This is a genomic window from Yoonia maritima, assembly GCF_003003285.1.
In the GTDB taxonomy this organism is placed as follows: Bacteria; Pseudomonadota; Alphaproteobacteria; order Rhodobacterales; family Rhodobacteraceae; genus Yoonia; species Yoonia maritima.
In genome coordinates, this window is sequence record NZ_PVTP01000003.1 from 37,251 (window position 1) to 61,670 (window position 24,420).

A 24,420-nucleotide genomic window follows, 5' to 3' on the forward strand; every position below is an offset into this window, starting at 1 on the left:
ATTTTCTTTCCTACTTACTCCGCCGCAGCGACGTCATTTTTCAAGCGCGGCAACTGGACCTCAAAAATAGCCCCGCCATCTACGGCATTCCGAGCCATCAGTCGCCCGCCAAGGTCGCCAACGATCCCAGATGAGATCGCCAATCCTAATCCGGTTCCATCCCCCGGCTGTTTGGTCGTGTAAAACGGCTCAAACAACTGATCGAGGTTTTCGATACCTTCTCCGTTATCTCGAATTTGTAGACTGATTGTATCACCAGCCGCGAGCAAAATTTCAACCGTTGGGTTACTTGCCCCCTTCGTTGCATCCAATGCGTTGCGAAGCAGGTTCACAATGACCTGCTCTAATCGTAACCGATCACCCAAAATCATCACCGGTTCGTTGGGAAGCGATCTGATGATATTGACGTCTCTTATTTTTAATTGAGGCTCCATCATCGCAAGCGCAGTCGATACTGCCGCACGAATATCCATCGGTTCAAATGCATCGGCACCTTTTCGTGCGTATGACTTAAGTTGACGGGTAATCGCGCCCATACGTTCAAGTAGATCGTCGATACGCTGAAAGGATGACATTGCTTCTTCTGGGCGTTCACGTTGTAGCAAAAGCCGTGCGCCCGCGAGATATGTTTTCATCGCAGCCAATGGTTGGTTTAGCTCGTGACTTACCGCTGCAGACATTTCCCCAAGTGCCGCCAGTTTCGACGATTGCGCAATCGTTTGCTCTGCAACCTGAAGCGTTTGCTCAACCTTTTCGCGTTCGGCAATTTCCCGCTGCAAACGGCGATTTAGCGCACGAAGTTCAGCCGATTCACGTTGGAAAAACACCAATCTAGAAGCTGTCTTGCGTGACATAAACCAAAACATCACTGCCAATAGAATCGCAAATCCCATGACTTCGATAGCTAGAATACCGTTCACACGTTCGCGAACCGATGCATAGGCCGTGTAGCTAACCATCTTCCAACCTTCGTGAGGGACACGGGCCTCACGGCGTAATACGGCTTCGCCAGACAAATACGCATCTGCAGGCAGCCCTGTAAGCGCGCGAAATTTGCGCTGCATAACATCCCAAAATGTTATATTGCGGCTATCGCGTAACGCCTCTTGCTCTGTCAAACCGCGCCAGGGTGGCTCTGTGGCCATGATGATTTGGCCTTCGCTATCAAGCACAAGAACGGCCTCTGATCCGCCAACCCACCCCGCTTGTAGCAACGCAGAGTTCACTTCGACAGCAATCACGCCACGCACTTGACCAAAAACTTCTATTTTACGGGAAAATACATAGGTGAAATCACCGTCAGCGTTGCGCGTGGTTGCATAGACGGTTTGATCGCCATTCAATGCATTCATAAAGTAGGGTTCATTTGTGTGCAGAACGCCAACTTCATCATGGGCCGTCGCGGCAACTGTTTCGCCGATGCGATCAAGCAGCAGTAGCGAAGCCGATCCAATTTCCGAAACAAATGACAGTAAGTGATCTGAAGATTTTGAAAAATCGCGCGTTTCCAGCGCACGGATCAGCTCTGGATCACGCGCCAGAAGCTGTGGCACAACCGAATTTCGCTGCAATTCACTGGTCAGGTTCGTGACATAAAGCGCAAGCCTAACCTCAGAACTATCACTAATAGTTTCTGTAAACCGCTTTGTTAAAAGCTGGTTGGAAACATAAATAACAATCAATGCAAACAGGCAGACGACCAGAATCGAAAGACGCAGAAACCATCTGCCCTGACCGTGCCGCCCGTTCGTTGTCTTTATCGTGCTCATGCACGCACTCTATGGCCGCGGTACCCCCGCAGCAAGGACGCAACTTAGGCAGTAACCAATTGATCTATCAGTCCGCGGAAAAGCGCCTGCCCATCCGTGCCGCCGTGACCTTCATCAACAGCACGTTCTGGGTGAGGCATCATTCCAAGAACGCGACGGTTTTCTGACAAAACGCCCGCGATATCGGCAACTGACCCGTTCGGGTTGTCGACATACCGGAACGCGACGCGACCCTCTGCTTCGATCTTCTTAAGGCCTTCGGCGTCAACCGAGTAATTTCCATCGTGGTGCGCAACTGGATAGGCAACCACATCACCTGCGGCGTAACCTGACGTAAATGCAGAATTTGAATTTTCCACTTTTAAATCAACAGATTTACAGATGAACTTAAGGTTCGCATTGCGCATCAATGCGCCCGGAAGCAATCCGGTTTCAGTCAGGACCTGAAATCCATTACAGACACCAAGAACGTAACCGCCGCGGTTTGCGTGTTCCACGATCGCCTTGCAGATCGGAGACTGCGCGGCAATCGCGCCACAACGCAGATAATCGCCAAACGAGAACCCGCCCGGAACAGCAACAAGATCGACATTGTCAGGCAACGCGGCATCTTTGTGCCAGACCATACTTACATCAGCGCCGGCCGCTTTTAACGCGACCGCCATGTCGCGGTCGCAGTTGGAACCGGGGAAAACAACGACAGCAGCGCGCATCAAAGCACCTCAATCCGGTAGCTTTCGATCACAGTGTTCGCGAGCAGTTTTTCGCACATCTGTTCGATCGTTGCTTCGGTAGTGCCTTCGGTTAGATCAAGTTCAATCACTTTACCCTGACGCACACCTTCGACGCCATCAAAGCCAAGGCTACCAAGCGCATGACGCACAGCCTCTCCCTGCGGGTCAAGTACACCGTTTTTCAACATTACATATACGCGGGCTTTCATCAGTGGCTTTCCCTTGTTCGCTTTGTTTAAGTAGTCAAAAATCAACCTTAGTTGATCAATGTGGGCTTTGTCGCATGTGTCACATTCGATGGCATAACACCCAAACGTTTCGCAACTTCAGTGTATGCATCTGCCAAATCGCCAAGATCGCGCCTAAACACGTCTTTATCCAATTTTTGACCTGTCTCGATGTCCCACAAACGGCAGCTATCGGGGCTAATTTCATCGGCCAAAAGCAGACGCGGGAATTCGTTGTCCCAAACGCGACCGATCTCAATTTTGAAATCAACCAGCTTGATACCAACACCGAACATGACGCCCGACATCCAGTCATTCACACGCAGCGCAAGGCTGATAATATCGTCCAAGTCCTGCTGGCTCGCCCAACCGAAGGCAACGATGTATTCTTCGGGAACTAACGGATCACCCAAGGCATCGTCTTTGTACGAAAATTCGACAATCGGACGCGGCAACGGGGTGCCCTCTTCCATACCAAGACGTTTCGCCATCGAACCTGCCGCAACATTGCGCACAATCACTTCAAGCGGAATGATTTCTACCTGACGAATTAGCTGTTCGCGCATGTTCAAACGCTTAATGAAATGCGTCGGAATACCGATATTACTCAGGCCGGTCATAAAAAACTCTGAAAGGCGGTTGTTCAACACACCTTTACCGTCGATTACAGCCTTCTTTTCCGCGTTAAAAGCGGTCGCATCATCCTTGAAGTACTGGACAAGCGTCCCTGGCTCAGGACCTTCATATAAGACCTTCGCTTTGCCTTCATAAATTTTCTTGCGGCGTGCCATGCTCACCTCTTTTTACATGCGCCTGCCCGCCCTGGGCCGCGTCATACGCGCGTCATAGTGCAAGCACACCTTGCGAGCAAGCACCTGCGAAACCATATATTCTATATCTGTTCAACAAAGCCACGAGGTTATTATGGACACGTTTCAAGAACGCGAACGCGCCTTTGAGGCCAAATTCGCACATGACGCCGAAATGCAATTTAAAGCCGTGGCGCGGCGAAATCGCCTACTTGGGCTTTGGGCCGCCGCGCTCATGAATAAATCGCCCGAAGAATCTGCGGTTTATGCTAGTGAAGTCGTTACGGCTGACATGACGCACCCTGACGACCGCGAACTGATCAATAAACTGGTAGCTGATCTTGTAGACCACGCAAATGAAACGACAATTCGTGCACAAATGACTGTATTGCTGCTTGAGGCCAAAGAACAAATCCTGTCCGAAACCTGAAACAAAGCAACAGCACCCACCGTAACTGCACATTTTAAGTTTTTAACTCTCGCATTAATTTGCAATTCATCACATATGCGTACTCCGGAATTGGTAACCCGGAGCAAGTATGAATCAATCATCTAACAAAGCTTCTCGTTTCGCTGTCACGAGAGGGATAAAAATCGCCTTACCCATACTCATTTTTGCGGTTTGTGTTACTTTACTTTGGCAGAAAATCGTCGCGATGGACATCAGCGCGATTAAAAATGCACTGGTCGCTGTCGAGCTCAAATCGTGCTCCATTGCTGCGTTGGCGACTTGGCTAAGCTTACGAGCGGTCGGACAATACGATGCAATCTGGCATCAAACTCTGCGGACAGGGATTGCTCCTCATGTTGCCGCGCGCGCTGGCATGACAGCAGTTGCAATCGCTCAAACGCTGGGGTTCGGCGCAATAACGGCCAGCTTGGTACGGCTCCGTTCACTCCCGCAAATGTCACTATGGAAGGTGACGCAGCTTTCGGCGGCGGTATCACTGACGTTTATGGCATGCTGGGCGCTTTACGCGCTTGTCGCAGTATGGTGGCTAGGGGCAACCATGAAGCTTTCACCGATTTGGGTCATACTCATCGCACTGACTTCTATTATTATGCTTGGCGCTGTCGCATTTGGACGCGATAGGTTTAAAGGTGCGCTGACAACGACACGACTTTTCCAGCTTATGGGCTGGACCGGGTTTGACATGTTGTGCGCGTCCGCTGCGCTTTACGTTCTGTTACCTGCCGGTACTGAAACGCAGTTCACCATGTTATTCGCTGCCTATATTATCGCGTTGGGTGCAGGGCTCTTATCAAGCAGCCCCGGTGGCGCGGGCGCATTCGACCTCACCCTATTAACACTGCTTTCAGGCCAAGAAGAGATGGTCGCAAGTCTAATAATCTTTCGCGTGATCTATTACGTAATTCCAGCCGCAATTGCATTCATTGCGATCATGTCACGCAAAACACCGACCACCTCCGACATAAAAGGCCCTGCATTTTGGGGTCTCGCATATCAAACAGGCGACCTGCGGCACATCGCTGGGCGCGATTGGTTCATCGGGCGGTTGCCATTTTTTCACTGTAGCATTGGGGCACACGATCAACAGCATAGCGAACCTGTAGATGTGCAAAAAATTGGCCGCGTAGCACGACGTCGCGGCCGATGCGGTGTTTTTTATAATTGCTCACCACGACTTGCTGCAGCCGCAGACCGGGCTGGATGGTACGTGCGCCGGATCGCAATGGAGGCCGTAGTTCGCCCCAACAATTGGACGCTCGAAGGGCGCGGGTTTCAAACTTTACGTCGCAAGTTACGCCGTGCCCAATTGGCAGGTGTTCACATCCAACAAGCCAATGACGCCCATACCATGCCGGTTCTCGCGAAAATCGCGCGCAACTGGGCAATTCAGCATGGTGGTGAAATGGGGTTCTCGATGGGTCGGTTTTCAACCGACCTGATCGCGAAACAGCGTGTATTTTTAATTAAAAATGACTGCGAAACCATTGGTTTTGTTACATTTTGCATTAGCCACGATAACTGGCACCTTGATCTAATCCGCCACCAAGGCCGTCTTCCAGATGGGGCCATGCATGCCGCGATTGTCGCCGCCATTGACGCCGCCGCAGCGGAAAACGTTACGCTTGTTTCACTTGCGACAGTGCCAGACCCACGACACACACCGTCATATTGGTCGGAACGAAAACGCGGGTTAATCCAATTCAAACGTAGCTTTTCACCAGTTTGGCTGCCGCGCTACCACGCTGCCCCCAACAAGCTAATGTTTTGGATCAGCGGCCTGGTCATCGCTGTTGCGATACACCGTCCATTGCAAAACTTACCTTGGAAAGCGTTACGTCTCATCAAAATAGCAGCTTTAGAATTGAAGTTATCCCCAAGACATGACAAGCGACTAGTCAAACAAAACGGGAGCCCCGAGAGATCATGACGAACGTCCTTTCAGAACTGCTTGAAACGCGCGACTGGCTGATGGCCGACGGTGCGACCGGAACGAACCTGTTCAATATGGGGCTTATGTCCGGCGATGCGCCTGAAATGTGGAACGTTGATGAAACCGCCAAGATCAAAGCATTGTACAGCGGTGCAGCCGATGCGGGCAGCGATATCTTCTTGACCAACAGCTTTGGTGCAAACGCTTCACGCTTGAAACTGCACGGCGCAGAAAGCCGTGTGCATGAATTGAACAAAGCAGCCGCTGAGCTAGGGCGCGAAGTTGCTGACGCCTCTGGTCGCAAGATCGTCGTGGCGGGTTCTGTTGGGCCAACCGGCGAAATCATGGCACCAATGGGTAGCCTGACACACGAACGCGCTGTTGAAATGTTCCACGAACAGGCCGAGGGCCTAAAAGAAGGTGGCGCAGACGTGCTTTGGGTTGAAACCATCAGTGCGGCAGAAGAATTCGACGCGGCTGCCGAAGCATTCGCGCTTGCAGGCATGCCTTGGTGTGGCACCATGAGCTTTGACACTGCTGGGCGTACAATGATGGGGCTGACATCGGCAGACATGGTCAAAAAGGTCGGCAAAATTGCACACCAGCCGCTCGCATTTGGCGCAAACTGTGGCGTTGGTGCATCCGACCTGCTGCGTACCGTCTTGGGCTTTACTGCTGCTGGCCCAACTGCGCCGATCATCGCAAAAGGGAATGCAGGCATCCCTAAGTACCACGACGGTCACATCCACTATGACGGTACGCCTGAATTGATGGGTGACTATGCGGTGCTGGCACGTGATTGCGGCGCCACAATTATTGGCGGTTGCTGTGGAACAACACCAGAGCATCTGCGCGCCATGCGCGAAGCGCTCGAAACACGCCCACGTGGCGAACGCCCGACGCTGGAACAGATTTCAGAAAGCTTGGGAGGATTTTCCTCAGCGTCTGACGGCACTGATGGCGCCGGACCAGAGGCAGCACCACGCCGCGGCCGACGCCGCAAATAAAAGCTAAAGCAACGATAGTTGGTCCCCGCGCTGCGGGGGCCGCGCGAATAGATCAGTCCGCAAATCGGGCAACGACCGATCAAGCCCCAACTTGCGTGTGGCAAGTTTGAACCGCTGTTTGATCATTGCCGCCCATTCCCCCTGCCCGGTCATCCGCTTTCCGAACTGTGGATCGTAATCCTTACCCCCGTGCAACTCTCGGATACGCCCCATAACTCGTTTTGCCCGATCCGGATATTGCTGCTGCAACCAGTCCTGAAACAAACCGGCCACTTCTTGGGGTAACCGCAACACAATCGACGACGCAGCCACAGCTCCAGCGCTGGAAGATGCCTCTAAAATTGCTTCTAGCTCATGATCCGTTAGGGCCGGCACAATCGGAGCCACCATCACACGCACAGGGACACCGGCAGCGGTTAACCTCGCTATCGTTCGCAAACGGGCTGCAGGCTGCGGAACACGCGGTTCCATTGCTCGCGACGTTTTCGGATCTAGCGTTGTTACAGACACCCCGACACGTAACAAACCCTTTGCAGCCATAGGTGCAAGGATATCAATATCGCGCTCGATCAACGTGCCTTTGGTCACGATCGCGACAGGATGATTAAAATCTGAGAGTACCTGCATGATATCGCGCATAATCCCGCGCGTTTTTTCGATCGGCTGATAAGGGTCAGTGTTCGTCCCAATTGCAATCGTCGCAGGTTCATATCGAGAGCTCGAAAGTTCTTTGTGCAATTGCTCTGCGGCATTTGGTCGTGCGATCAACTTGGTTTCAAAATCCAATCCGGGCGAAAGACCTAGAAACGCATGACTAGGGCGTGCAAAGCAATAGATGCATCCATGTTCACACCCACGATACGGGTTTATGGTCTGACCAAACGACAGGTCTGGCGAATTATTACGTGTGATAATCTTACGTGCACGTTCTTCGCTGACCTCTGTCCGCAAGATTGGCAAATCTTCGTCTTGGTGCCAGCCATCATCCACGGCCCGCGCTGTGTATCTATCGAACCGGACATCAGGATTAGAAATAGCCGCCCGCGCCGGCGTACGATTATGTCGTTGCGTGAGATCATCAACCATGCCCCCAAATAGAACATAAAGCGAACATCAACAAGTGTTCGTCGGTCTTGAATTTTTGAATGTCGCAAATCACTGGCTGGTCAAATCAATAAAGGCGCATTACGTAAGGACGAAATGCAATAGAGGTGCCAAATGTCCGACGAAGAAGATGACATCATCCTGTCCGAACTAAATGACGAGGATCTCGTCGCGCAGATGTTTGACGACCTTTATGATGGCATGAAGGAAGAGATCGAAGAGGGTGTGAACATCCTAATCGAACGCGGCTGGGCCCCGTATAAGGTTCTAACCGAGGCCTTGGTCGGCGGAATGACGATTGTTGGCCACGACTTCCGCGACGGCATTTTGTTCGTCCCCGAAGTTTTGCTGGCTGCAAACGCTATGAAAGGTGGCATGTCCATTTTGAAACCATTGCTGATCGCCACTGGTGCGCCGCGCATGGGCAAGATGGTGATCGGCACCGTCAAAGGCGACATACACGACATCGGCAAAAACCTTGTTGCGATGATGATGGAAGGCGCTGGCTTTGAAGTGACCGATCTTGGCATCAACAACGCGGTCGAGGCCTACATCGAAGCTATTGAAGCTGAAGATGCTGACATCCTAGGTATGTCCGCCCTACTAACGACCACTATGCCTTATATGAAGGTTGTGATCGACACGATGGTCGAAAAAGGCATGCGCGATGATTATATCGTTCTTGTTGGTGGTGCCCCCTTGAACGAAGAGTTCGGCAAAGCCATCGGCGCAGACGCATATTGCCGCGATGCGGCTGTTGCGGTTGAAACAGCCAAAGCGCTTGTGGCGCGTAAACATAACCAAGGTGCCTCGGCGTAAAAACTTTCTGACGCGGCATCCGTTCAAGTTGATAAGGACCTAAGATGCCGCGTACGACACTTGCACTCATCTTGCTTTGCGTCATTGGATGCGCGGCAATCACCGTTTGGATGATCACAGCATTCGGCAGCGGTTTTGGTCCCGTTACGGTTTTGATCGTGCTCTGCATTACTTTGTGCCTGCGCTATTTTGTTGCCTGGCGCCAATGACGAGCGACGCCACCCTTACAACTGATGGGCTACCGCCTGAAGGACGTGGCCGGGTACTGCTGATTGCCTGTGGTGCACTGGCACGCGAAATCATTGCGGTGCGCGATGGGAACGGCTGGGATCACCTTGATCTACAGTGTTTGCCCGCCATCTATCATGCTCGACCTGAAAAAATAGTTCCTGCTGTTCGCGCTGCGATCGAACAACATCGTGCAGATTACGACCGAATTTTTGTCGTCTACGCCGACTGCGGAACCGGCGGCGAATTAGCTACTGCCTGCAATGAACTGGGCGTTGAAATGATCGCAGGGCCCCACTGTTATTCGTTCTTTGAAGGTAACAAAGCCTTTAACGCGCTGGATGAAGTTACATCCTTTTACCTGACCGACTTTTTGGTCCGTCAATTTGATGCATTCGTCTGGGAACCATTAGGCCTATCAAAGCACCCCCAACTTCGCGATATGTATTTCGGCAATTACGAAAAGCTAGTTTACCAAGGACAAACAGAAAACCCAGAACTTATTGAAAAGGCACGTGAATGCGCTGATAGGCTTGGCCTCAAATTTGAGTATCGATTTACTGGTTATGGTGATCTAACTGCCGCACTGCGGTCCGCCTAAGCAGCAGCAGCTGTCTCGCGAATACGGTCAACCATCGCGCGTAGGCCGTTTGAACGTTGTGCCGACAAATGGTCATTCAGCCCAAGCCGGGCGAGCTCAGCAGGCGCATCAATGGCGGCGACATCCGCGACGGGCTGATTATTGTACAACGCCAGCAGCACCGCAATCAAACCTTGCACGATCATTGCGTCACTTGCCCCATGAAAGGTAAATAGACCGTCTTTGATTTGCGGAACAAGCCACACCTGACTGGCACATCCGTCCACTTTGGTCGCGGGAACGCGGAGCGCTTCTTCGAGCGGCTCCATCGCCTTACCCATGTCAATCACATGACGATAGCGGTCTTCCCAATCATCAAGGAATTCAAAGGTTTCAACAAGTTCTTCAAAATCAGGGTTTGCCATTGCAGTACCTTTTAGGTGTTTGACTGTCATGTAGGGGCACAGCCCCTGCAGGTCCAGATCAAAGCGTGACGGTGACGACTTTCTGACCTTTCACAGCCAAACCGACCAACCCGTCACACATCCGCAGCGCTTCGTGACCGAACACCTCGCGGCGCCATCCCTTAAGTGCTGGGACATCGCGTTCACCGCCCGCCAAAGCATCCAAATCAGCAGATGTCGCAACAAGCTTTTGCGCGACACCCTCTTGATCTGTTTTCGCCTTTAACAGAACACGCAACATGTCTGCCAACGCAGGGTTCACTTGTAATTTCGCCCGCGGATTCACGACAGTTGGCATGTCTTCGGGTTTGACATTTACCCCATCTTGGACAGCTTTCAGAATACCCTGAGCGATATCGCCTCTGCGCGCCTCGCGCAGTAGCAGACGTGAACGCCCCAAGTCGGCTTCGTTTTGTGGCTTGGTTGAGGCGAGCTCGACCAATGCATCATCCTTATAAACACGGCTACGTGGGATGTTACGTTCTTGGGCATATATTTCGCGAAACCGGGCCAATTCGCGGACGATCGCCAAAAAACGACCCGATTGCGTTCGTGTCTTCACGCGTTTCCATGCGGCATCAGGATCGGCCTGATAAGTCGCAGGATCCTTAAGTACTGCCATTTCTTCCGCAACCCATTTTTTACGGCCCGATTTATCCAACTGTGCCGACAAGAATTCATAGATATCGCGCAAATGCGTCACATCTGCCAATGCGTATTTGGATTGCGCATCCGTCAGCGGACGACGTGACCAATCCGTAAAGCGTGACGATTTATCCAAATCAGCCTTTGCGATCTTTCGCACAAGCGTTTCATACCCAACCTGTTCGCCAAAGCCACAGACCATCGCAGCGACCTGCGTGTCAAACAGTGGTTCAGGGATCACCCCTGCATCAACAAAGAAAATCTCAAGATCTTGGCGGGCAGCATGGAATACTTTGACCACCCCAACGTCACGGTAAAGATCATATAGTGGCTCCAACGACAGACCATCAGCAAGTGGATCAACCAGAACAGCGTCTTCGCCGTTCTCATCCTGATAGGCCAACTGCACGAGACACAGCTTTGAATAATACGTCCGTTCGCGTAAAAACTCGGTATCTACGGTTACATATGGCCGCTTTGCCGCCTCTTTACAGAAGTCCGCCAAAGCTTCGGTCGTAGTGATCTTTTTCATAGGTCGTCCGTCAATCGTTCAATACTAGGCCACAGTGGTGACATTTGATAAGCGATTGACCAAAAAATGAAAAGGTCGGCCGTGCATTAGCCGTTAATCATTACCGGGGTACGATCCCCAGCGGCGTAACGTTGCAACACTTGCGGGTATAATTGGTGTTCAAAAGGCAACAAACGGGCTGCTAATGTTTCGGCAGTATCATCAGCGCTGATCGCTATTTTCGCCTGCCCTAAAATCGGACCACCGTCCAATTCTGCGGTAACTTCATGCACGCTGCAGCCGTGTTCGGTATCGCCCGCCTCAAGCGCGCGGACATGCGTGTGCAGGCCTTTGTATTTCGGCAGCAGTGACGGGTGGATGTTCAACATTCGCCCTTCCCAGTTGCGCGTAAATTCGGGTGTTAAAATACGCATAAATCCAGCAAGACAAATAATGTCAGGTTTTGCGACTTCTAATGCCTTTTGCAATGCGGCCTCAAACGCGGGGCGATCTTTGCCAAACGGTTTGTGATCGACAGCAAAGGTTGGAACGTTCAATGCACGCGCCTTGGCAAGACCGCCAGCATTTGGATCGTTCGAAAGCACCAGAACAGGCCGCGCCGGATGATCGCCGGTCATGGAATTGACCAGCGTCACCATATTAGAACCGCCGCCAGAAATCAGGATCGCAACGCGTTTGGTCACAAAAGTGCGCCTGTGTATGAAACGCCTTCGCTCTTGGTGATTGTGCCAAGGTGATGAACCGTTTCACCGGCCTCGGCCAACAACACGGTCAGCGCCTCTGCTTCGGCGGCATCTACGGCCAGAACCATGCCGATACCGGCGTTGAATGTCTTCAGCAATTCAGCTTCTGCCATCCCGCCAGTTTCTGCGAGCCAACGGAAAACCGGAGGAAGCTCCCATGAACCCAGATCAATCTGCGCGCCCAAGCCTTCTGGCAGAACACGCGGCAGGTTTTCAGTCAGGCCACCACCAGTGATATGGGCCAGCGCGTGAACGCCCCCGGCGCGCACCGCAGCGAGCGCTTGTTTGACATAAAGACGTGTTGGCGCAAGCAGCGCCTCGCCCAATGTGCCATCGGTGAACGGCGCATCATCCCCCCAAGTCAAACCAGAAAGCTCAACAACGCGGCGCACCAAAGAATACCCGTTTGAGTGCACACCATCAGATGCGAGGCCCAGCAGTATGTCACCCTCGGAAACACCAGCAGGCAATTCTGCGCCACGTTCCATTGCGCCGACCGCGAAACCTGCCAGATCGAAATCACCTTCGTGGTACATGCCGGGCATCTCAGCGGTTTCACCGCCGATCAGCGCACAACCTGATGCTTCACATCCAGCAGCAATGCCTTCAATAATGCGGGTCGCCTCGTCTAGTTCGAGCTTACCAGTCGCAAAGTAATCAAGGAAAAACAGTGGCTCTGCGCCCTGACACACCAGATCGTTCACACACATAGCGACCAAATCGATCCCGATGGTATCAACGTTGCCTGTGTCAATCGCGATGCGAAGCTTGGTTCCAACACCGTCAGTGGCTGCAACCAGAACCGGGTCGGTGTAACCCGCACCTTTTAGGTCAAACAATGCACCAAAACCGCCAAGTCCGGCCATCACGCCCGGACGGGCCGTGCGCTTTGCTGCTGGTTTAATGCGCTCTACCAGCGAATTGCCAGCGTCGATATCCACCCCAGCATCTGCGTAGGTCAGGCCGTTTTTGGTCATTGTGACACCCCATCTTTACGTTGAAGCTGCGATAGCCCAAGCCCCGCGATTGCGCAACGCACTGGCGCGCTGAAACCATAATAAAATGCGATTCACATACGGTTTATTAACCTTTTCACGCGTATTCACAGCCAGAGACCGAAGCCCTCCTCAACTTCAATGGTATCTCTAGACAAACGAAACGGCGGAAACTGGCGGTTCAAACCTAATAGTTCCCGCCGTTTACCTAAAAGTACTCGCTTCCCTATAGATTGAAAAGATTGCGTAACTGCTGCTTGACGCCTCTGCATGTTCTGTTACTTCATGCGCCACGGGGGGCCTGTAGCTCAACTGGTTAGAGCAGAGCGCTCATAACGCTTTGGTTGCGGGTTCAAGTCCTGCCGGGCCTACCATCTTTACCCCACTGTGTTTCCAATTCACCCAATCAATCAGCACACCGCATTAGGTTACAAATTGCTATAAAAATATCAGGTATACCAATGTATACAGACTTCCTGCGGCCATAATTTTACGTTATGGGATACACAGAATCCATCCTCATACGGAGAGACACATGACTAAGATCAAGGTAGAGAACCCGATCGTCGAGCTAGACGGCGACGAAATGACTCGCATCATTTGGGATTTCATCAAGAAAAAGCTGATCCTGCCTTATCTGGACCTCGACCTAAAGTATTACGATCTTGGGATGGAAGTCCGCGACGAGACAAACGACCAGATCACGATCGATGCGGCCGAAGCGATCAAGAAATACGGCGTTGGCGTAAAATGTGCGACCATTACACCTGACGAAGCGCGCGTCGAAGAGTTCGGCCTGAAAAAGATGTGGCGCAGCCCTAACGGTACAATCCGGAACATCCTTGGTGGTGTTGTTTTCCGTGCGCCAATCATCTGTAAAAACGTGCCGCGCCTTGTGCCCGGCTGGACCGACCCGATTGTTATCGGACGCCACGCGTTTGGTGACCAATACAAAGCAACCGATTTCCTGATGCCCGGCCCTGGTAAACTTACGATGAAGTTCGTTGGCGAAGACGGCACTGTGATCGAAAAAGAGGTCTACGACGCCCCTTCTGCTGGTGTCGCTATGGGCATGTACAACCTTGATCAATCGATCATCGACTTTGCACGCGCTTCATTGAACTATGGCCTGAATGTCGGCTGGCCCGTCTATCTGTCGACCAAAAACACGATTCTGAAAGCTTACGACGGTCGCTTCAAGGATCTGTTCCAAAAGGTCTATGAAGAAGAATTCGAAGAGAAGTTCAAAGAAGCGGGCATCTATTACGAGCACCGCCTGATCGACGACATGGTTGCTTCCGCGATGAAGTGGTCCGGCAAATTCGTCTGGGCTTGTAAGAACTACGATGGCGATGTGCAGTCTGACACGGTCGCGCAGGGCTTTGGTTCACTTGGCCTGATGACGTCGCAGTTGATGACGCCCGATGGGAAAATTGTCGAGGCCGAAGCGGCACACGGTACGGTGACGCGTCACTACCGTCAGCACCAAGCTGGCCAAGCGACGTCGACAAACTCTATCGCGTCGATCTTTGCCTGGACGGGCGGCCTCAAGCACCGCGCGAAACTTGACGACAACGCGCAGCTGATGGGTTTTGCATCCACACTGGAAAAAGTCATCGTCGACACCGTCGAAAGCGGCTTTATGACCAAAGACTTGGCACTGTTGGTTGGCCCGGATCAAAGCTGGCTGACTACCGAAGGCTTCCTTGAAAAGATCGACGAAAACCTAAACGCCGCTATGTAATACTTGCGTCGGGGGCAGTTGTGGCTGTCTCCGACACACCATCAGAATTGGATTGTGAGGGTCAACATTATTGACCTAAGATCACTTTATGACTGTTTCCCCCACCCCACCAAAACACAGCCGCATTGATGACGCACAGGGACTTGCCCTCGGAGTATTTCTATGCGGCATTGGCCTACATGTTTTAACTCACGTTGGCCTCATTACGGGCCAAACTGCTGGGCTTGCTGTGATTATTAGCTACCTGACCGGCTGGTCATTCGGCGCCGTATTTTTCGTGATCAATATCCCGTTTTATATTCTCGCATACCTGCGACTGGGCGTTGCATTCACTATAAAATCACTTGTGTCAGTGACCCTTCTCTCAGTCGTAACCGAGCTACTTCCGATAGGCTGGCAGATGGGAACAATTACACCGTGGCTCGGGGCAGTCGTCGCCGGCTGTGTCACTGGTGTCGGCCTCATCGTGATGTTTCGCCATAACGGATCGCTGGGCGGGTTTGGTGTGTTGGGCCTGATCATACAGGATGCGACGGGGTTCCGCGCCGGGTACTTTCAGCTGATTGTCGACGCAATTTTATTTAGCGTCGCGTTTTTCATATTGCCATTTCACTTGGTCATTTGGTCGCTGCTGGGCGCGGTGATTATCAACTTAAGTATCGCCGTCAATCACCGGCCCGACCGCTATGTTGCCCGCTAGGCTTAATCCACGGTTAGAATAAGCGTCCCTGCACCTTCAAAGTTACCGAACTCAAGTGCAAGAACGCCCCCCAGTTCTTCGGCATCTGGACCATAAAACGTGCCGCCAACGCTGCCAGCCGTGCCAGAACAACCATTTGCGCACGAAAGATCACCTTCGAAACTATTCCCGCCAAAGGACGTCTGGCCAAGGGTAAGATCAACATCGGTTGTGTCATTCAACCGCCCGTAAAAAGCCCCCTCAACACGGCCCGCAAAGTTCACGTCGAAAGTTGCGTCACCTTCGTATTCCGCCTCTGTCGTTCCATTCAGCAGCCCTGACGCCTGAAAACCCCCAGAATAAGTCGCCGTACCAGAGGTGATTTCTGCCGGGTCAGTTTCGAATCCGAATACGTAATGTGTTTCGCCCGCAACAGCGCCACCAGTTTCAGACGCAACCAGCTCAACAGCGCCAACATAATCACCGGAACGGCCTGCTTCGTAAACGAGCGTCACATCTTGACCATTCGCCAGATTGCCAGTGCCATTCGTAATCGCCACGGTTTCGCCTAATACATCAACGCTACCGCTCAATGCGCCTCCGGACAAAAAACCGGCATCTAGCGTAATACTGCCTGATTGCGCTGATGCCCCTGCACCACTTTCGAATGATGCTGACGTCAATGTCATTGCATTGCCTTCAGCATCTCTAAGATTTTGCGACACGGCATAGTCTAACCCGTTTGAACCCGGGGTAGGATCATTACCTGGAACAATGGGATCATCATCTTCACCGCCTCCGCCACCACAAGCGGCTGTCACTAATAATAACGTGGTCATCAATGGTTTAGCAAAGTGAAGCTTCATCCAGAGGTCCTATTCTTTCTTCTTAAAGTCGTACAACCGTACGAGCGCTGTTTCTAATTTCAGAATACTATAACGGTAAACCTTGCGACCACTATAGTTGATCCAACTGCAGCGTCATTTTATGCACAAAGCCGCCGTTTTGTTTAATGACAGTATCGGCCAACTGAGCTACGTCAGATCTATGCCAGCACATTACATTCACCTCATCCTTGCGATTATCACAGAAACGATTGGCACATCAGCCTTGCAAGCCAGCGCACAGTTTACGCGGTTTTGGCCATCTGTTCTTGTGGTTATATCCTATGCGGCATCGTTTTACCTACTTGCGCTCGCGCTTAAGGTCATGCCGGTGGGAATTCTTTATGCGATGTGGTCCGGCCTCGGGATCGTATTGATCGCAGGGATCGGATACGCCGTGTTTGGCCAAAAGCTTGACCTACCGGCCGTCATTGGCATTGCGCTGATCCTGATTGGGATCATTATCATACACCTATTTTCAAACACTTCGACGCACTAACGCACCGTCTTGCGAATAAGGGGTAGCTTTTGCTGCGATTGCACGGTATCCGCGCGACAACTTACCCAAAAGGCAGACCTATGGATATCCGCAATATCGCGATCATCGCGCACGTTGACCACGGCAAGACTACTCTTGTTGATGAACTTCTAAAGCAATCCGGCGTATACCGGGAAAACGAAGCCACCCAAGAACGGGCGATGGACAGCAATGACATCGAACGCGAGCGTGGCATCACAATCCTTGCGAAGTGTACGTCTGTCGAATGGAAAGGCACACGGATCAACATCGTTGATACGCCCGGCCACGCCGACTTTGGCGGCGAAGTTGAACGCATCCTGTCGATGGTTGATGGTGTTGTGCTGCTGGTTGACGCGGCCGAAGGCCCGATGCCACAGACTAAATTCGTGACCTCCAAGGCGCTTGCTTTGGGTCTGCGTCCAATCGTTGTTGTGAACAAAGTCGACAAGCCAGACGGTGAACCTGATCAGGCTGTTGATTCCGTATTCGACCTGTTTGCTGCACTTGAAGCAGACGACGATCAGCTTGATTTCCCAACCATGTTTGCATCTGGCCGTTCTGGCTGGTGTGACAATGAATTGGACGGTCCACGCGAAAACCTTGACGCGCTGTTCGACAAAATCGTCGAGCACGTCCCAACGCCAAAGCAGATTGAACACAAAGACGAACCGTTCAAAATGCTTGCGACAACACTGTCTGCGGACCCATTCATTGGCCGTATTCTGACAGGTCGTGTTGAAACTGGTACATTGAAAGCCGGCGACACGATCAAAGCCCTGTCCCGTACTGGCGAAAAAATCGAACAGTTCCGCGTTTCTAAAATCCTCGCGTTCCGCGGTCTTTCTCAGCAGCCGATCGATGTTGCCGAAGCGGGGGACATTGTCACGATCGCAGGCATGACCAAAGCTACCGTTGCTGACACACTCTGTGACGTGAGCATCGACGAAGCGATCCCTGCCCAGCCGATTGATCCGCCAACCATCACAGTGACCTTTGGCATCAACGACAGCCCGCTTGCTGGCCGTGACGGTAAACACGTGCAATCACGTGTGATCCGCAACCGTCTTGAAAAAGAATGCGAAGTCAACGTTGCGATCAAAATCGCGGACACCCCCGGTGGCGACGCGTTCGAAGTATCCGGTCGTGGCGAATTGCAGATGGGTGTTTTGATCGAAAACATGCGTCGCGAAGGCTTTGAGCTGTCAATCTCACGTCCTCAGGTTATCTTTACCGAAGAAGACGGCCAGCGCATGGAACCTGTTGAAGAAGTCACCATCGACGTGGATGACGAATACACAGGTGTCGTTGTTGAAAAGCTAACCGGCCCACGCAAGGGTGAGCTGATCGAGATGAAACCTGCCGGTGCTGGCAAAACCCGTATCATTGCATATGTGCCGTCACGTGGCCTGATCGGGTACCACGGTGAATTCCTGACCGACACGCGCGGTTCGGGTGTATTGAACCGTATCTTCCACGGCACAACACCTTACAAAGGTAAGATCGATGGCCGTCGTCAGGGTGTTCTGATTTCCATGGAAAACGGTACATCAGTTGCGTTTGCGCTTTGGAACCTCGAAGATCGCGGTAAGATGTTCATCGGCGCACAAGAACCAGTGTACCAAGGTATGATCATCGGTGAGCACAGCCGTGAAAACGACCTTGAAGTGAACCCATTGAAAGGTAAGAAACTGACCAACGTGCGTGCCTCTGGTACGGATGAAGCAGTTCGTTTGACAACGCCTGTGACCATGTCACTGGAACAAGCCATCGCTTATATTGATGACGATGAACTGGTTGAAGTCACGCCAAACGCGATCCGTCTGCGTAAGCGTTACCTTGATCCGCACGAGCGCAAGCGTCAGTCACGCTCCGCTTAATTCGCGGCAACACTGCAATTTTGCACAGGGCGGTCCGCATGGGCCGCCCTTTTTCTTTGCGCGAACTCTACTATCTTGTGAACAAACCGCAGGAGGCGACCATGCAAAAGCTACAAAGCCAAGGTGTGCATCACATCACCATCACCGGCGCAGACCGGCAGTCTACCATCGACTTTTGGGAAGGCGTTCTGGGCATGCCGTTTGTGTTCGAACAGCCAAATTTGGACGACCCTGACCAAGGGCATCTCTATTTCGATCCAGGCGATGGCAGATTGATTACCGTTTTCACCGCCGAAGACCGGACCCCCAAACGCCAGATTGTTGACCAAAGCCAAGGCTATCTACATCATTTGGCCTTTGCGGTTTCAAAGGTCAGCTTTGATCAGGCTGTTGATCGACTGAAAGAACGAAAAATTCCGAACTCCGGTCCAAAGGATCGGGGTTTTATGGACAGCATCTATTTCCGCGATCCATGTGGAATGCTGATTGAATTGGCCAGCTACCGCTTTGAACCGCCGCAGGGGTATACGCATACAGATGTGCTTCACCGCGCGCACTTAATCCGAGTCGCTGCGGGTGATGATCACATCGACAAGGTGCATCTGGCAGATGCGATCGAAGCTCTCGTCGCTGACAGCGCCCCTAGCCTATCACGGCAATAAAAAAGCGCGGTCGATGCCGCGCCTTTAATTATTCTGAAATTTCGACGACGACTAACTCGCGCTCGGATGCGCCACGTGCGTGATCCAACGCTTTTTGGTAGGCATCGGAATGGTAGCAGGCCACCGCCTCATCGACGGATGGAAAACGCGCCACAACATTGCGCGGGCGCTCTTTGCCTTCTAGCTGCACATAGCGACCACCGCGAGCAATGAATGTCCCGCCGTGGTCTGCGATTGCTGGCCCTGCGAGTTCCGCGTATTTTTTGTAAGCTGCGTCATCCGTTACAGTGACGTGGGCAATCCAAAGTGCGCTCATTTCAATCCCTCCAAGACAGATCTACCGGCAGCGATCGCGGCTTCTGCGTTTTCAGCAGAAGCACCGCCACCTTGGGCCATATCCGGACGGCCACCGCCACCTTTACCGCCAAGCTCGGGCGTGACAGCTCGCAAGATGTCGACAGCAGAAACGCGTCCCACCAAATCTTCGGTCACGCCAACAGCAACGGCAGCCTTGCCGCCCGTGTCAGCGATCAATAGAACAGCACCGCTGCCCATAGCCGTTTTCATTTCGTCGATCAGCGCGGGCAAATCCTTGCCCGTTACGCCCTGCAAGACCTGCGCTTGGAACGCAACGCCGTTGATAACTTCTGATGGTGCAGCCTCTTTCGCGCCGCCACCCATCGCGACCTCGCGACGTAGCTGCGCCACTTCGTTAGCAAGCGCCTTGCGCTCGTCCATCAGGGCTTTGACACGGTCTGCAAGTTCGGATGCAGGTGCCTTTAGAACCGCTGCCGCAGCCATCAACCGTTCGTCTTGCCCACGTAGATAATCAAGCGCGGCCTGACCTGTCAGCGCCTCAATCCGGCGGACACCAGCGCTTGATGCACTATCGCCAAGCGCGACAAACGCACCGATCTCACCAAGCTGAGTAACGTGCGTACCCCCGCAAAGCTCAAGCGAATAAGTGTCGGCTGACGTGCCTTTTCCAGACCCGGCCTGACGGCCCATTGAAACCACGCGAACTTCGTCGCCGTATTTTTCACCAAACAACGCCTGCGCACCCATCGCGCGTGCATCGTCAGGTGTCATGATACGGGTCTCAACCTTTGTATTTTGGCGGATCACCGCGTTCACATCGCGTTCGACCTTCGCCAGTTCAGCCGCTGACAATGCCTTGGTGTGGCTAAAGTCAAAACGAAGGCGGTCAGGCGCATTCAATGACCCGCGCTGTGCAATATGATCACCCAGTACTTCACGCAGGGCTTCGTTCAACAGGTGCGTCGCAGAGTGGTTTGCCTGAATGGCTGCACGGCGAGAAGGATCAACGACAAGCGTCGCGCCCTGCCCTTTATTGATCGAGCCTTTGGTCACTTTTGCAAAGTGCACGTAAACGCCTGCCACTTTCTTCGTGTCCGTGATTTCGGCAGTGCCTGTTTCAGTGGTAAGCAAACCGGCATCACCAACCTGACCGCCTGCTTCTGCATAGAATGGCGTTTGGTTCAGCACAATTTGAACTGTACCATCAGCGGTATCAGCCAGTGCACCATCAGCAACAAGCGCGACGATCTGGCCCTCGGCAGAAGTCGTGTCATAGCCCAAGAAATCTGTCGTGCCATGCTGGTCAGCAACATCGAACCATATCGTGCTGTCAGCGGCCTCGCCTGTGCCGGACCATGCGGCACGTGCCTTGGCCTTTTGTTCGGCCATAGCAGTGTCGAACCCATCGGTGTCCACCGTGCGACCACGATCACGCAGTGCGTCTTGGGTCAAATCCAACGGGAAACCATATGTGTCATAGAGCTTGAATGCAGCTTCACCGGGCAATGCGGCGCCTTCGGGCAGATTTGAAACTTCATCATCAAGCAACTTAAGACCGCGATCCAAGGTCTGCTTAAAGCGCACTTCTTCGTTCAGCAGTGTTTCTTCGATCAAACGCTGACCCTGACCAAGTTCAGGATAAGCCGCACCCATCTGCTGAACCAATGCGGGGACCAACTGGTGCATGACCGGGTCCTTTGCACCCAACAAATGTGCGTGACGCATCGCGCGTCGCATAATGCGGCGTAGCACATAACCGCGGCCCTCGTTTGATGGCAGCACGCCTTCGGCAATCAAGAATGACGTGGAACGCAGGTGGTCCGCAATGACGCGGTGGTGCATTACAATGCTTTCGTCCGTGCTGGTCGATGTAGCATGCGCTGACGCGTCGACCAGCGCCTTCATCAGGTCAGTCTCAAAGACGTTGTTCGTGCCCTGCAACAGCGACGAAATACGCTCTAGCCCCATGCCAGTGTCGATCGACTGCTTGGGTAGCGGTTTCATCGATCCATCTTCGAACTGCTCGTTTTGCATGAAAACAAGGTTCCAGATTTCGATAAACCGGTCGCCATCTTCCTCGGGCGAACCGGGAGGGCCACCCCAAATGTGATCGCCGTGATCAAAGAAGATTTCAGTACAAGGACCACACGGGCCAGTCGGCCCCATCCGCCAAAAGTTATCATCTGTCGGGATGCGGATAATCCGTTCATCCGGCAAACCAGCAACCTTTTTCCAAAGGTCAGCGGCTTCGTCGTCCGTATGATAAACCGTGACCAGCAGCTTTTCCGCAGGTATGTCCAACTCTTTGGTCACCATTTCCCATGCGTATGGGATCGCCTGTTCTTTGAAATAGTCGCCAAAACTAAAGTTACCGAGCATCTCAAAAAATGTCAGGTGGCGCGCGGTCATCCCGACGTTATCAAGATCGTTGTGCTTACCACCGGCACGCACACATTTTTGACTGGTCGTCGCGCGCGCGTAATCACGGGTTTCAACCCCAGTGAAACAGTTCTTGAACTGTACCATACCCGAGTTCGTAAACATCAAGGTTGGATCGTTGCGCGGCACCAGCGGGCTAGAGGCCACTACTTCATGATCCTGCTTACCAAAATAGTTGAGGAAGGTGGATCGGATGTCAGCGAGGCTTGTCATGGCAGACTTTCATAAATGCGTCATAGTCCTGCGCAGAAATAGCGGTGCACCTGCCCACTGTCCACAGTACGCAGGCAATTCTTGCTATAGATAAATCGGGTTCAGCAACGAAAAAGGCGCCGCAACGGCGACGCCTTCTATTCAATTCAACGCGCGGACCTATACCTCGACAAGATCGTCATCGTCAGGACCACCCATTGGTGCATCAAAATCTAGACCGTGCGCGGCACGAATCTTATCTTCAATCTCAATCGCAATGGCCGAGTTTTCACGCAAGAACGTCTTAGAATTCTCACGGCCCTGCCCAATGCGTTCGTCGCCATAGCTAAACCATGCGCCTGATTTTTCGACGACACCAGCTTTCACACCAAGGTCAAGCAATTCACCCATCTTGGAAATGCCTTCGCCATACATGATGTCAAATTCAACCTGCTTGAACGGAGGTGCTACCTTGTTTTTCACGACCTTCACACGAGTAGCGTTACCGACAATTTCGTCACGGTCTTTGATTGCGCCGATCCGACGAATATCCAAACGGACAGACGCATAGAATTTCAACGCGTTACCGCCCGTTGTTGTTTCAGGCGAGCCAAACATAACGCCAATTTTCATCCGGATTTGGTTGATAAAGATAACCATACAACCGGAACGGTTAATCGAACCAGTTAGCTTACGCATCGCTTGCGACATCAGACGCGCATGCACACCAACGCTGCTGTCACCCATATCACCCTCAAGCTCTGACTTCGGCGTCAACGCCGCAACCGAGTCGACGATGACCATGCTCACGGCACCTGAACGCACCAACGTATCCACGATCTCGAGCGCCTGTTCCCCTGTGTCGGGCTGAGAAATCAGCAGTTCATCTAGGTTCACACCCAACTTTTTCGCATAGGTCGGATCAAGCGCGTGTTCGGCGTCTACAAACGCGCAAACACCGCCTTTTTTCTGTTCTTCCGCGATCGCATGGAGCGTCAGAGTGGTTTTACCAGAAGATTCTGGCCCATAAATTTCAATGATCCGCCCTTTGGGCAGACCGCCGATGCCAAGCGCAATATCAAGCCCCAGTGAACCGGTCGATGTTGCCTCGATGTCGGCCATCTGATTTTGACCGCCGAGCTTCATAATAGAGCCCTTACCGAACTGACGTTCGATTTGCGCTAATGCGCTTTCGAGCGCTTTTTCTTTATCTGCCGTTTTCTTGTCAGCCATTTTGAGGAGCTCTGCCGTTGCCATGTTTCAAGTCCTTATTTCACGCGCCTGCCAAGGCGGCAATCACTGCTTTGTTCTTTTTATGTTCCCACACCAATGAGACCAAAAGGAGAACATTGCAACTAAAAATTTCCTATCCACAGCTTTCTCGATAGTGGTTAAAATTATATTGATGACTTATGGTCCACCGTGACCTGATGGAGATTTACCTCATAAATGCTTGTTTTTGCCAAAGAACAACTCGTTATCCTTGCCGTCCCAAAGACCGGAACATCGGCCCTATCTGCTGCCCTTGCGCCGCGGGCATCTATGGTTTTGCGAAACCCTCCGTCGATTAAACACGTAAACATGCGCCGATATCAGCGATTCTTACGTCCCCTCATAAACCAATCACAGGAAACTGGGCCCGAAGTGATGGCCATCATCCGACATCCTGTTGACTGGCTGGGAAGCTGGTATCGCTACCGCACGCGTGATGCACTTTTGGGCCATGAAAATAGCACTGCCAACATTAGCTTTGACGACTTTGTGCTCGAATATTGCAAAGGCAAGCCAGCAGAATTTGCAAAGGTTGGATCGCAAAATAAATTTGTGCGCTTGAATGACGATAATCTTGGTGTCGATCACTTATTTCGATACGAATCCCTCAACAAAGCCGTTCAATTTCTTGAACAACGTCTTGATGTAGAAATCGATCTACCGATGAGGAATGTTTCGCCAGTCCTTGATCTACAGCTATCACCGGATATCAAAGACAAATTGCACGAAAAGCGCAGTGAAGAATTCGCGATTTGGGAACGCGCGCAGTCTTAGT

The 24,420-nt window shown here is 52.3% G+C and carries 25 protein-coding genes and 1 tRNA gene; 13 read left to right on the top strand and 13 right to left on the bottom strand.

Features of this window, described 5'->3' with window-relative positions; all coding sequences use genetic code 11:
* Positions 1-14 precede the first annotated feature (14 nt).
* From CLV80_RS04845 to purC, 4 genes are read right to left on the bottom strand one after another with little or no spacing between them, the layout of a single operon-like run.
* Positions 15-1,769 carry a sensor histidine kinase gene (locus CLV80_RS04845; RefSeq protein ID WP_106355450.1) on the bottom strand — a complete coding sequence of 585 codons (1,755 nt, stop codon included), beginning with the start codon at positions 1,767-1,769 and terminating at the stop codon, positions 15-17.
* A 44-nt stretch (positions 1,770-1,813) separates the two neighbouring features.
* A complete protein-coding gene (gene purQ, locus CLV80_RS04850; RefSeq protein ID WP_106355452.1) occupies positions 1,814-2,482 on the bottom strand; it encodes a phosphoribosylformylglycinamidine synthase subunit PurQ in 669 nt (222 codons plus the stop codon).
* A complete protein-coding gene (purS, locus tag CLV80_RS04855; protein WP_106355454.1) occupies positions 2,482-2,712 on the bottom strand; it encodes a phosphoribosylformylglycinamidine synthase subunit PurS in 231 nt (76 codons plus the stop codon). Before purS ends, purQ begins: the two co-directional genes overlap by 1 nt.
* A gap of 47 nt (positions 2,713-2,759) precedes the next feature.
* Positions 2,760-3,521, bottom strand: coding sequence for a phosphoribosylaminoimidazolesuccinocarboxamide synthase (purC, locus tag CLV80_RS04860; RefSeq protein ID WP_106355456.1), 762 nt, complete (start codon positions 3,519-3,521; stop codon positions 2,760-2,762).
* Between the two features lie 133 nt (positions 3,522-3,654).
* Between purC and CLV80_RS04865 the strand changes: the two genes are divergently transcribed.
* The 3 genes from CLV80_RS04865 (at position 3,655) to bmt (ending at position 6,948) form a co-directional block, all read left to right on the top strand.
* Entirely contained in the window at positions 3,655-3,969 is a 315-nt protein-coding gene (locus CLV80_RS04865; protein ID WP_106355458.1) for a DUF1476 domain-containing protein, read from the top strand.
* A 226-nt stretch (positions 3,970-4,195) separates the two neighbouring features.
* Positions 4,196-5,938, top strand: a complete 1,743-nt coding sequence (locus CLV80_RS04870; RefSeq protein WP_165793325.1) for a phosphatidylglycerol lysyltransferase domain-containing protein — start codon at positions 4,196-4,198, stop codon at positions 5,936-5,938.
* Entirely contained in the window at positions 5,935-6,948 is a 1,014-nt protein-coding gene (gene bmt, locus CLV80_RS04875) for a betaine--homocysteine S-methyltransferase (protein WP_106355463.1), read from the top strand. Before CLV80_RS04870 ends, bmt begins: the two co-directional genes overlap by 4 nt.
* Before the next feature lie 3 nt (positions 6,949-6,951).
* On the opposite strand, the gene CLV80_RS04880 is transcribed toward bmt, so the two are convergent.
* Positions 6,952-8,034, bottom strand: coding sequence for a PA0069 family radical SAM protein (locus tag CLV80_RS04880; protein ID WP_106355465.1), 1,083 nt, complete (start codon positions 8,032-8,034; stop codon positions 6,952-6,954).
* 132 nt (positions 8,035-8,166) lie between these two features.
* Between CLV80_RS04880 and CLV80_RS04885 the strand changes: the two genes are divergently transcribed.
* From CLV80_RS04885 to CLV80_RS04890, 3 genes are read left to right on the top strand one after another with little or no spacing between them, the layout of a single operon-like run.
* The gene (locus tag CLV80_RS04885) at positions 8,167-8,871 is read left to right on the top strand and encodes a cobalamin B12-binding domain-containing protein (protein WP_106355467.1); all 705 of its coding nucleotides are present in this window, start codon (positions 8,167-8,169) and stop codon (positions 8,869-8,871) included.
* Between the two features lie 44 nt (positions 8,872-8,915).
* Entirely contained in the window at positions 8,916-9,080 is a 165-nt protein-coding gene (locus tag CLV80_RS18390) for a hypothetical protein (RefSeq protein ID WP_165793326.1), read from the top strand.
* Positions 9,077-9,700, top strand: coding sequence for a DUF1638 domain-containing protein (locus CLV80_RS04890; RefSeq protein ID WP_106355469.1), 624 nt, complete (start codon positions 9,077-9,079; stop codon positions 9,698-9,700). The genes CLV80_RS18390 and CLV80_RS04890 overlap by 4 nt, the downstream gene beginning before the upstream one ends.
* Here CLV80_RS04890 and CLV80_RS04895 read toward each other — a convergent pair.
* The 4 genes from CLV80_RS04895 to purM form a co-directional block, all read right to left on the bottom strand.
* The gene (locus CLV80_RS04895) at positions 9,697-10,104 is read right to left on the bottom strand and encodes a SufE family protein (RefSeq protein WP_106356129.1); all 408 of its coding nucleotides are present in this window, start codon (positions 10,102-10,104) and stop codon (positions 9,697-9,699) included. The genes CLV80_RS04890 and CLV80_RS04895 overlap by 4 nt on opposite strands.
* A 58-nt stretch (positions 10,105-10,162) precedes the next feature.
* A complete protein-coding gene (gene rnd, locus CLV80_RS04900) occupies positions 10,163-11,320 on the bottom strand; it encodes a ribonuclease D (RefSeq protein WP_106355471.1) in 1,158 nt (385 codons plus the stop codon).
* Between the two features lie 86 nt (positions 11,321-11,406).
* A complete protein-coding gene (gene purN / locus CLV80_RS04905) occupies positions 11,407-12,003 on the bottom strand; it encodes a phosphoribosylglycinamide formyltransferase (RefSeq protein ID WP_106355473.1) in 597 nt (198 codons plus the stop codon).
* The gene (gene purM / locus CLV80_RS04910) at positions 12,000-13,040 is read right to left on the bottom strand and encodes a phosphoribosylformylglycinamidine cyclo-ligase (protein WP_106355475.1); all 1,041 of its coding nucleotides are present in this window, start codon (positions 13,038-13,040) and stop codon (positions 12,000-12,002) included. Before purM ends, purN begins: the two co-directional genes overlap by 4 nt.
* Before the next feature lie 315 nt (positions 13,041-13,355).
* On the opposite strand from purM, the gene CLV80_RS04915 reads away from it, so the two are divergent.
* From CLV80_RS04915 to CLV80_RS04925, 3 genes are all read left to right on the top strand, one after another.
* Positions 13,356-13,432, top strand: a tRNA-Ile gene (locus CLV80_RS04915).
* Positions 13,433-13,593: 161 nt separating this feature from the next.
* On the top strand, positions 13,594-14,802 hold the full coding sequence (locus CLV80_RS04920; RefSeq protein WP_106355477.1) for an NADP-dependent isocitrate dehydrogenase: 1,209 nt from the start codon (positions 13,594-13,596) through the stop codon (positions 14,800-14,802).
* An 88-nt stretch (positions 14,803-14,890) separates the two neighbouring features.
* Positions 14,891-15,502 (top strand): YitT family protein, encoded by a 612-nt coding sequence (locus CLV80_RS04925; RefSeq protein ID WP_106355479.1) that lies wholly within the window; start codon positions 14,891-14,893, stop codon positions 15,500-15,502.
* Positions 15,503-15,504: 2 nt separating this feature from the next.
* On the opposite strand, the gene CLV80_RS04930 is transcribed toward CLV80_RS04925, so the two are convergent.
* Positions 15,505-16,347, bottom strand: a complete 843-nt coding sequence (locus CLV80_RS04930) for a transferrin-binding protein-like solute binding protein (RefSeq protein WP_106355481.1) — start codon at positions 16,345-16,347, stop codon at positions 15,505-15,507.
* Positions 16,348-16,528: 181 nt separating this feature from the next.
* Between CLV80_RS04930 and CLV80_RS04935 the strand changes: the two genes are divergently transcribed.
* The 3 genes from CLV80_RS04935 (at position 16,529) to CLV80_RS04945 (ending at position 19,424) form a co-directional block, all read left to right on the top strand.
* On the top strand, positions 16,529-16,864 hold the full coding sequence (locus tag CLV80_RS04935; RefSeq protein ID WP_106356131.1) for a DMT family transporter: 336 nt from the start codon (positions 16,529-16,531) through the stop codon (positions 16,862-16,864).
* 80 nt (positions 16,865-16,944) lie between these two features.
* Positions 16,945-18,762 (top strand): translational GTPase TypA, encoded by a 1,818-nt coding sequence (gene typA, locus CLV80_RS04940; protein WP_106355483.1) that lies wholly within the window; start codon positions 16,945-16,947, stop codon positions 18,760-18,762.
* A gap of 101 nt (positions 18,763-18,863) precedes the next feature.
* Positions 18,864-19,424: a VOC family protein gene (locus tag CLV80_RS04945; protein WP_106356134.1), complete on the top strand. Its 561-nt coding sequence runs from the start codon at positions 18,864-18,866 to the stop codon at positions 19,422-19,424.
* A gap of 28 nt (positions 19,425-19,452) precedes the next feature.
* Here CLV80_RS04945 and CLV80_RS04950 read toward each other — a convergent pair whose 3' ends face one another.
* The 3 genes from CLV80_RS04950 to recA form a co-directional block, all read right to left on the bottom strand.
* Positions 19,453-19,740 carry a DUF1330 domain-containing protein gene (locus tag CLV80_RS04950; protein WP_106355485.1) on the bottom strand — a complete coding sequence of 96 codons (288 nt, stop codon included), beginning with the start codon at positions 19,738-19,740 and terminating at the stop codon, positions 19,453-19,455.
* A complete protein-coding gene (gene alaS, locus CLV80_RS04955; RefSeq protein WP_106355487.1) occupies positions 19,737-22,394 on the bottom strand; it encodes an alanine--tRNA ligase in 2,658 nt (885 codons plus the stop codon). The genes CLV80_RS04950 and alaS overlap by 4 nt, the downstream gene beginning before the upstream one ends.
* 159 nt (positions 22,395-22,553) lie before the next feature.
* The gene (recA, locus tag CLV80_RS04960) at positions 22,554-23,630 is read right to left on the bottom strand and encodes a recombinase RecA (RefSeq protein ID WP_106355489.1); all 1,077 of its coding nucleotides are present in this window, start codon (positions 23,628-23,630) and stop codon (positions 22,554-22,556) included.
* Between the two features lie 390 nt (positions 23,631-24,020).
* Here recA and CLV80_RS04965 point away from each other — a divergent pair, with 390 nt between their 5' ends.
* The gene (locus CLV80_RS04965; protein WP_311135517.1) at positions 24,021-24,419 is read left to right on the top strand and encodes a hypothetical protein; all 399 of its coding nucleotides are present in this window, start codon (positions 24,021-24,023) and stop codon (positions 24,417-24,419) included.
* Position 24,420: the final 1 nt, after the last annotated feature.

Excerpts from the sequence above, each read along its gene's own strand:
- CLV80_RS04845 (WP_106355450.1), bottom strand. The coding sequence starts at position 1,769 with ATGAGCACGATAAAGACAACGAACGGGCGGCACGGTCAGGGCAGATGG.
- purQ (WP_106355452.1), bottom strand. The coding sequence starts at position 2,482 with ATGCGCGCTGCTGTCGTTGTTTTCCCCGGTTCCAACTGCGACCGCGAC.
- purS (WP_106355454.1), bottom strand. The coding sequence starts at position 2,712 with ATGAAAGCCCGCGTATATGTAATGTTGAAAAACGGTGTACTTGACCCG.
- purC (WP_106355456.1), bottom strand. The coding sequence starts at position 3,521 with ATGGCACGCCGCAAGAAAATTTATGAAGGCAAAGCGAAGGTCTTATAT.
- CLV80_RS04865 (WP_106355458.1), top strand. The coding sequence starts at position 3,655 with ATGGACACGTTTCAAGAACGCGAACGCGCCTTTGAGGCCAAATTCGCA.
- CLV80_RS04870 (WP_165793325.1), top strand. The coding sequence starts at position 4,196 with ATGGACATCAGCGCGATTAAAAATGCACTGGTCGCTGTCGAGCTCAAA.
- bmt (WP_106355463.1), top strand. The coding sequence starts at position 5,935 with ATGACGAACGTCCTTTCAGAACTGCTTGAAACGCGCGACTGGCTGATG.
- CLV80_RS04880 (WP_106355465.1), bottom strand. The coding sequence starts at position 8,034 with ATGGTTGATGATCTCACGCAACGACATAATCGTACGCCGGCGCGGGCG.
- CLV80_RS04885 (WP_106355467.1), top strand. The coding sequence starts at position 8,167 with ATGTCCGACGAAGAAGATGACATCATCCTGTCCGAACTAAATGACGAG.
- CLV80_RS18390 (WP_165793326.1), top strand. The coding sequence starts at position 8,916 with ATGCCGCGTACGACACTTGCACTCATCTTGCTTTGCGTCATTGGATGC.
- CLV80_RS04890 (WP_106355469.1), top strand. The coding sequence starts at position 9,077 with ATGACGAGCGACGCCACCCTTACAACTGATGGGCTACCGCCTGAAGGA.
- CLV80_RS04895 (WP_106356129.1), bottom strand. The coding sequence starts at position 10,104 with ATGGCAAACCCTGATTTTGAAGAACTTGTTGAAACCTTTGAATTCCTT.
- rnd (WP_106355471.1), bottom strand. The coding sequence starts at position 11,320 with ATGAAAAAGATCACTACGACCGAAGCTTTGGCGGACTTCTGTAAAGAG.
- purM (WP_106355475.1), bottom strand. The coding sequence starts at position 13,040 with ATGACCAAAAACGGCCTGACCTACGCAGATGCTGGGGTGGATATCGAC.
- CLV80_RS04920 (WP_106355477.1), top strand. The coding sequence starts at position 13,594 with ATGACTAAGATCAAGGTAGAGAACCCGATCGTCGAGCTAGACGGCGAC.
- CLV80_RS04925 (WP_106355479.1), top strand. The coding sequence starts at position 14,891 with ATGACTGTTTCCCCCACCCCACCAAAACACAGCCGCATTGATGACGCA.
- CLV80_RS04930 (WP_106355481.1), bottom strand. The coding sequence starts at position 16,347 with ATGAAGCTTCACTTTGCTAAACCATTGATGACCACGTTATTATTAGTG.
- CLV80_RS04935 (WP_106356131.1), top strand. The coding sequence starts at position 16,529 with ATGCCAGCACATTACATTCACCTCATCCTTGCGATTATCACAGAAACG.
- typA (WP_106355483.1), top strand. The coding sequence starts at position 16,945 with ATGGATATCCGCAATATCGCGATCATCGCGCACGTTGACCACGGCAAG.
- CLV80_RS04945 (WP_106356134.1), top strand. The coding sequence starts at position 18,864 with ATGCAAAAGCTACAAAGCCAAGGTGTGCATCACATCACCATCACCGGC.
- CLV80_RS04950 (WP_106355485.1), bottom strand. The coding sequence starts at position 19,740 with ATGAGCGCACTTTGGATTGCCCACGTCACTGTAACGGATGACGCAGCT.
- alaS (WP_106355487.1), bottom strand. The coding sequence starts at position 22,394 with ATGACAAGCCTCGCTGACATCCGATCCACCTTCCTCAACTATTTTGGT.
- recA (WP_106355489.1), bottom strand. The coding sequence starts at position 23,630 with ATGGCAACGGCAGAGCTCCTCAAAATGGCTGACAAGAAAACGGCAGAT.
- CLV80_RS04965 (WP_311135517.1), top strand. The coding sequence starts at position 24,021 with ATGGCCATCATCCGACATCCTGTTGACTGGCTGGGAAGCTGGTATCGC.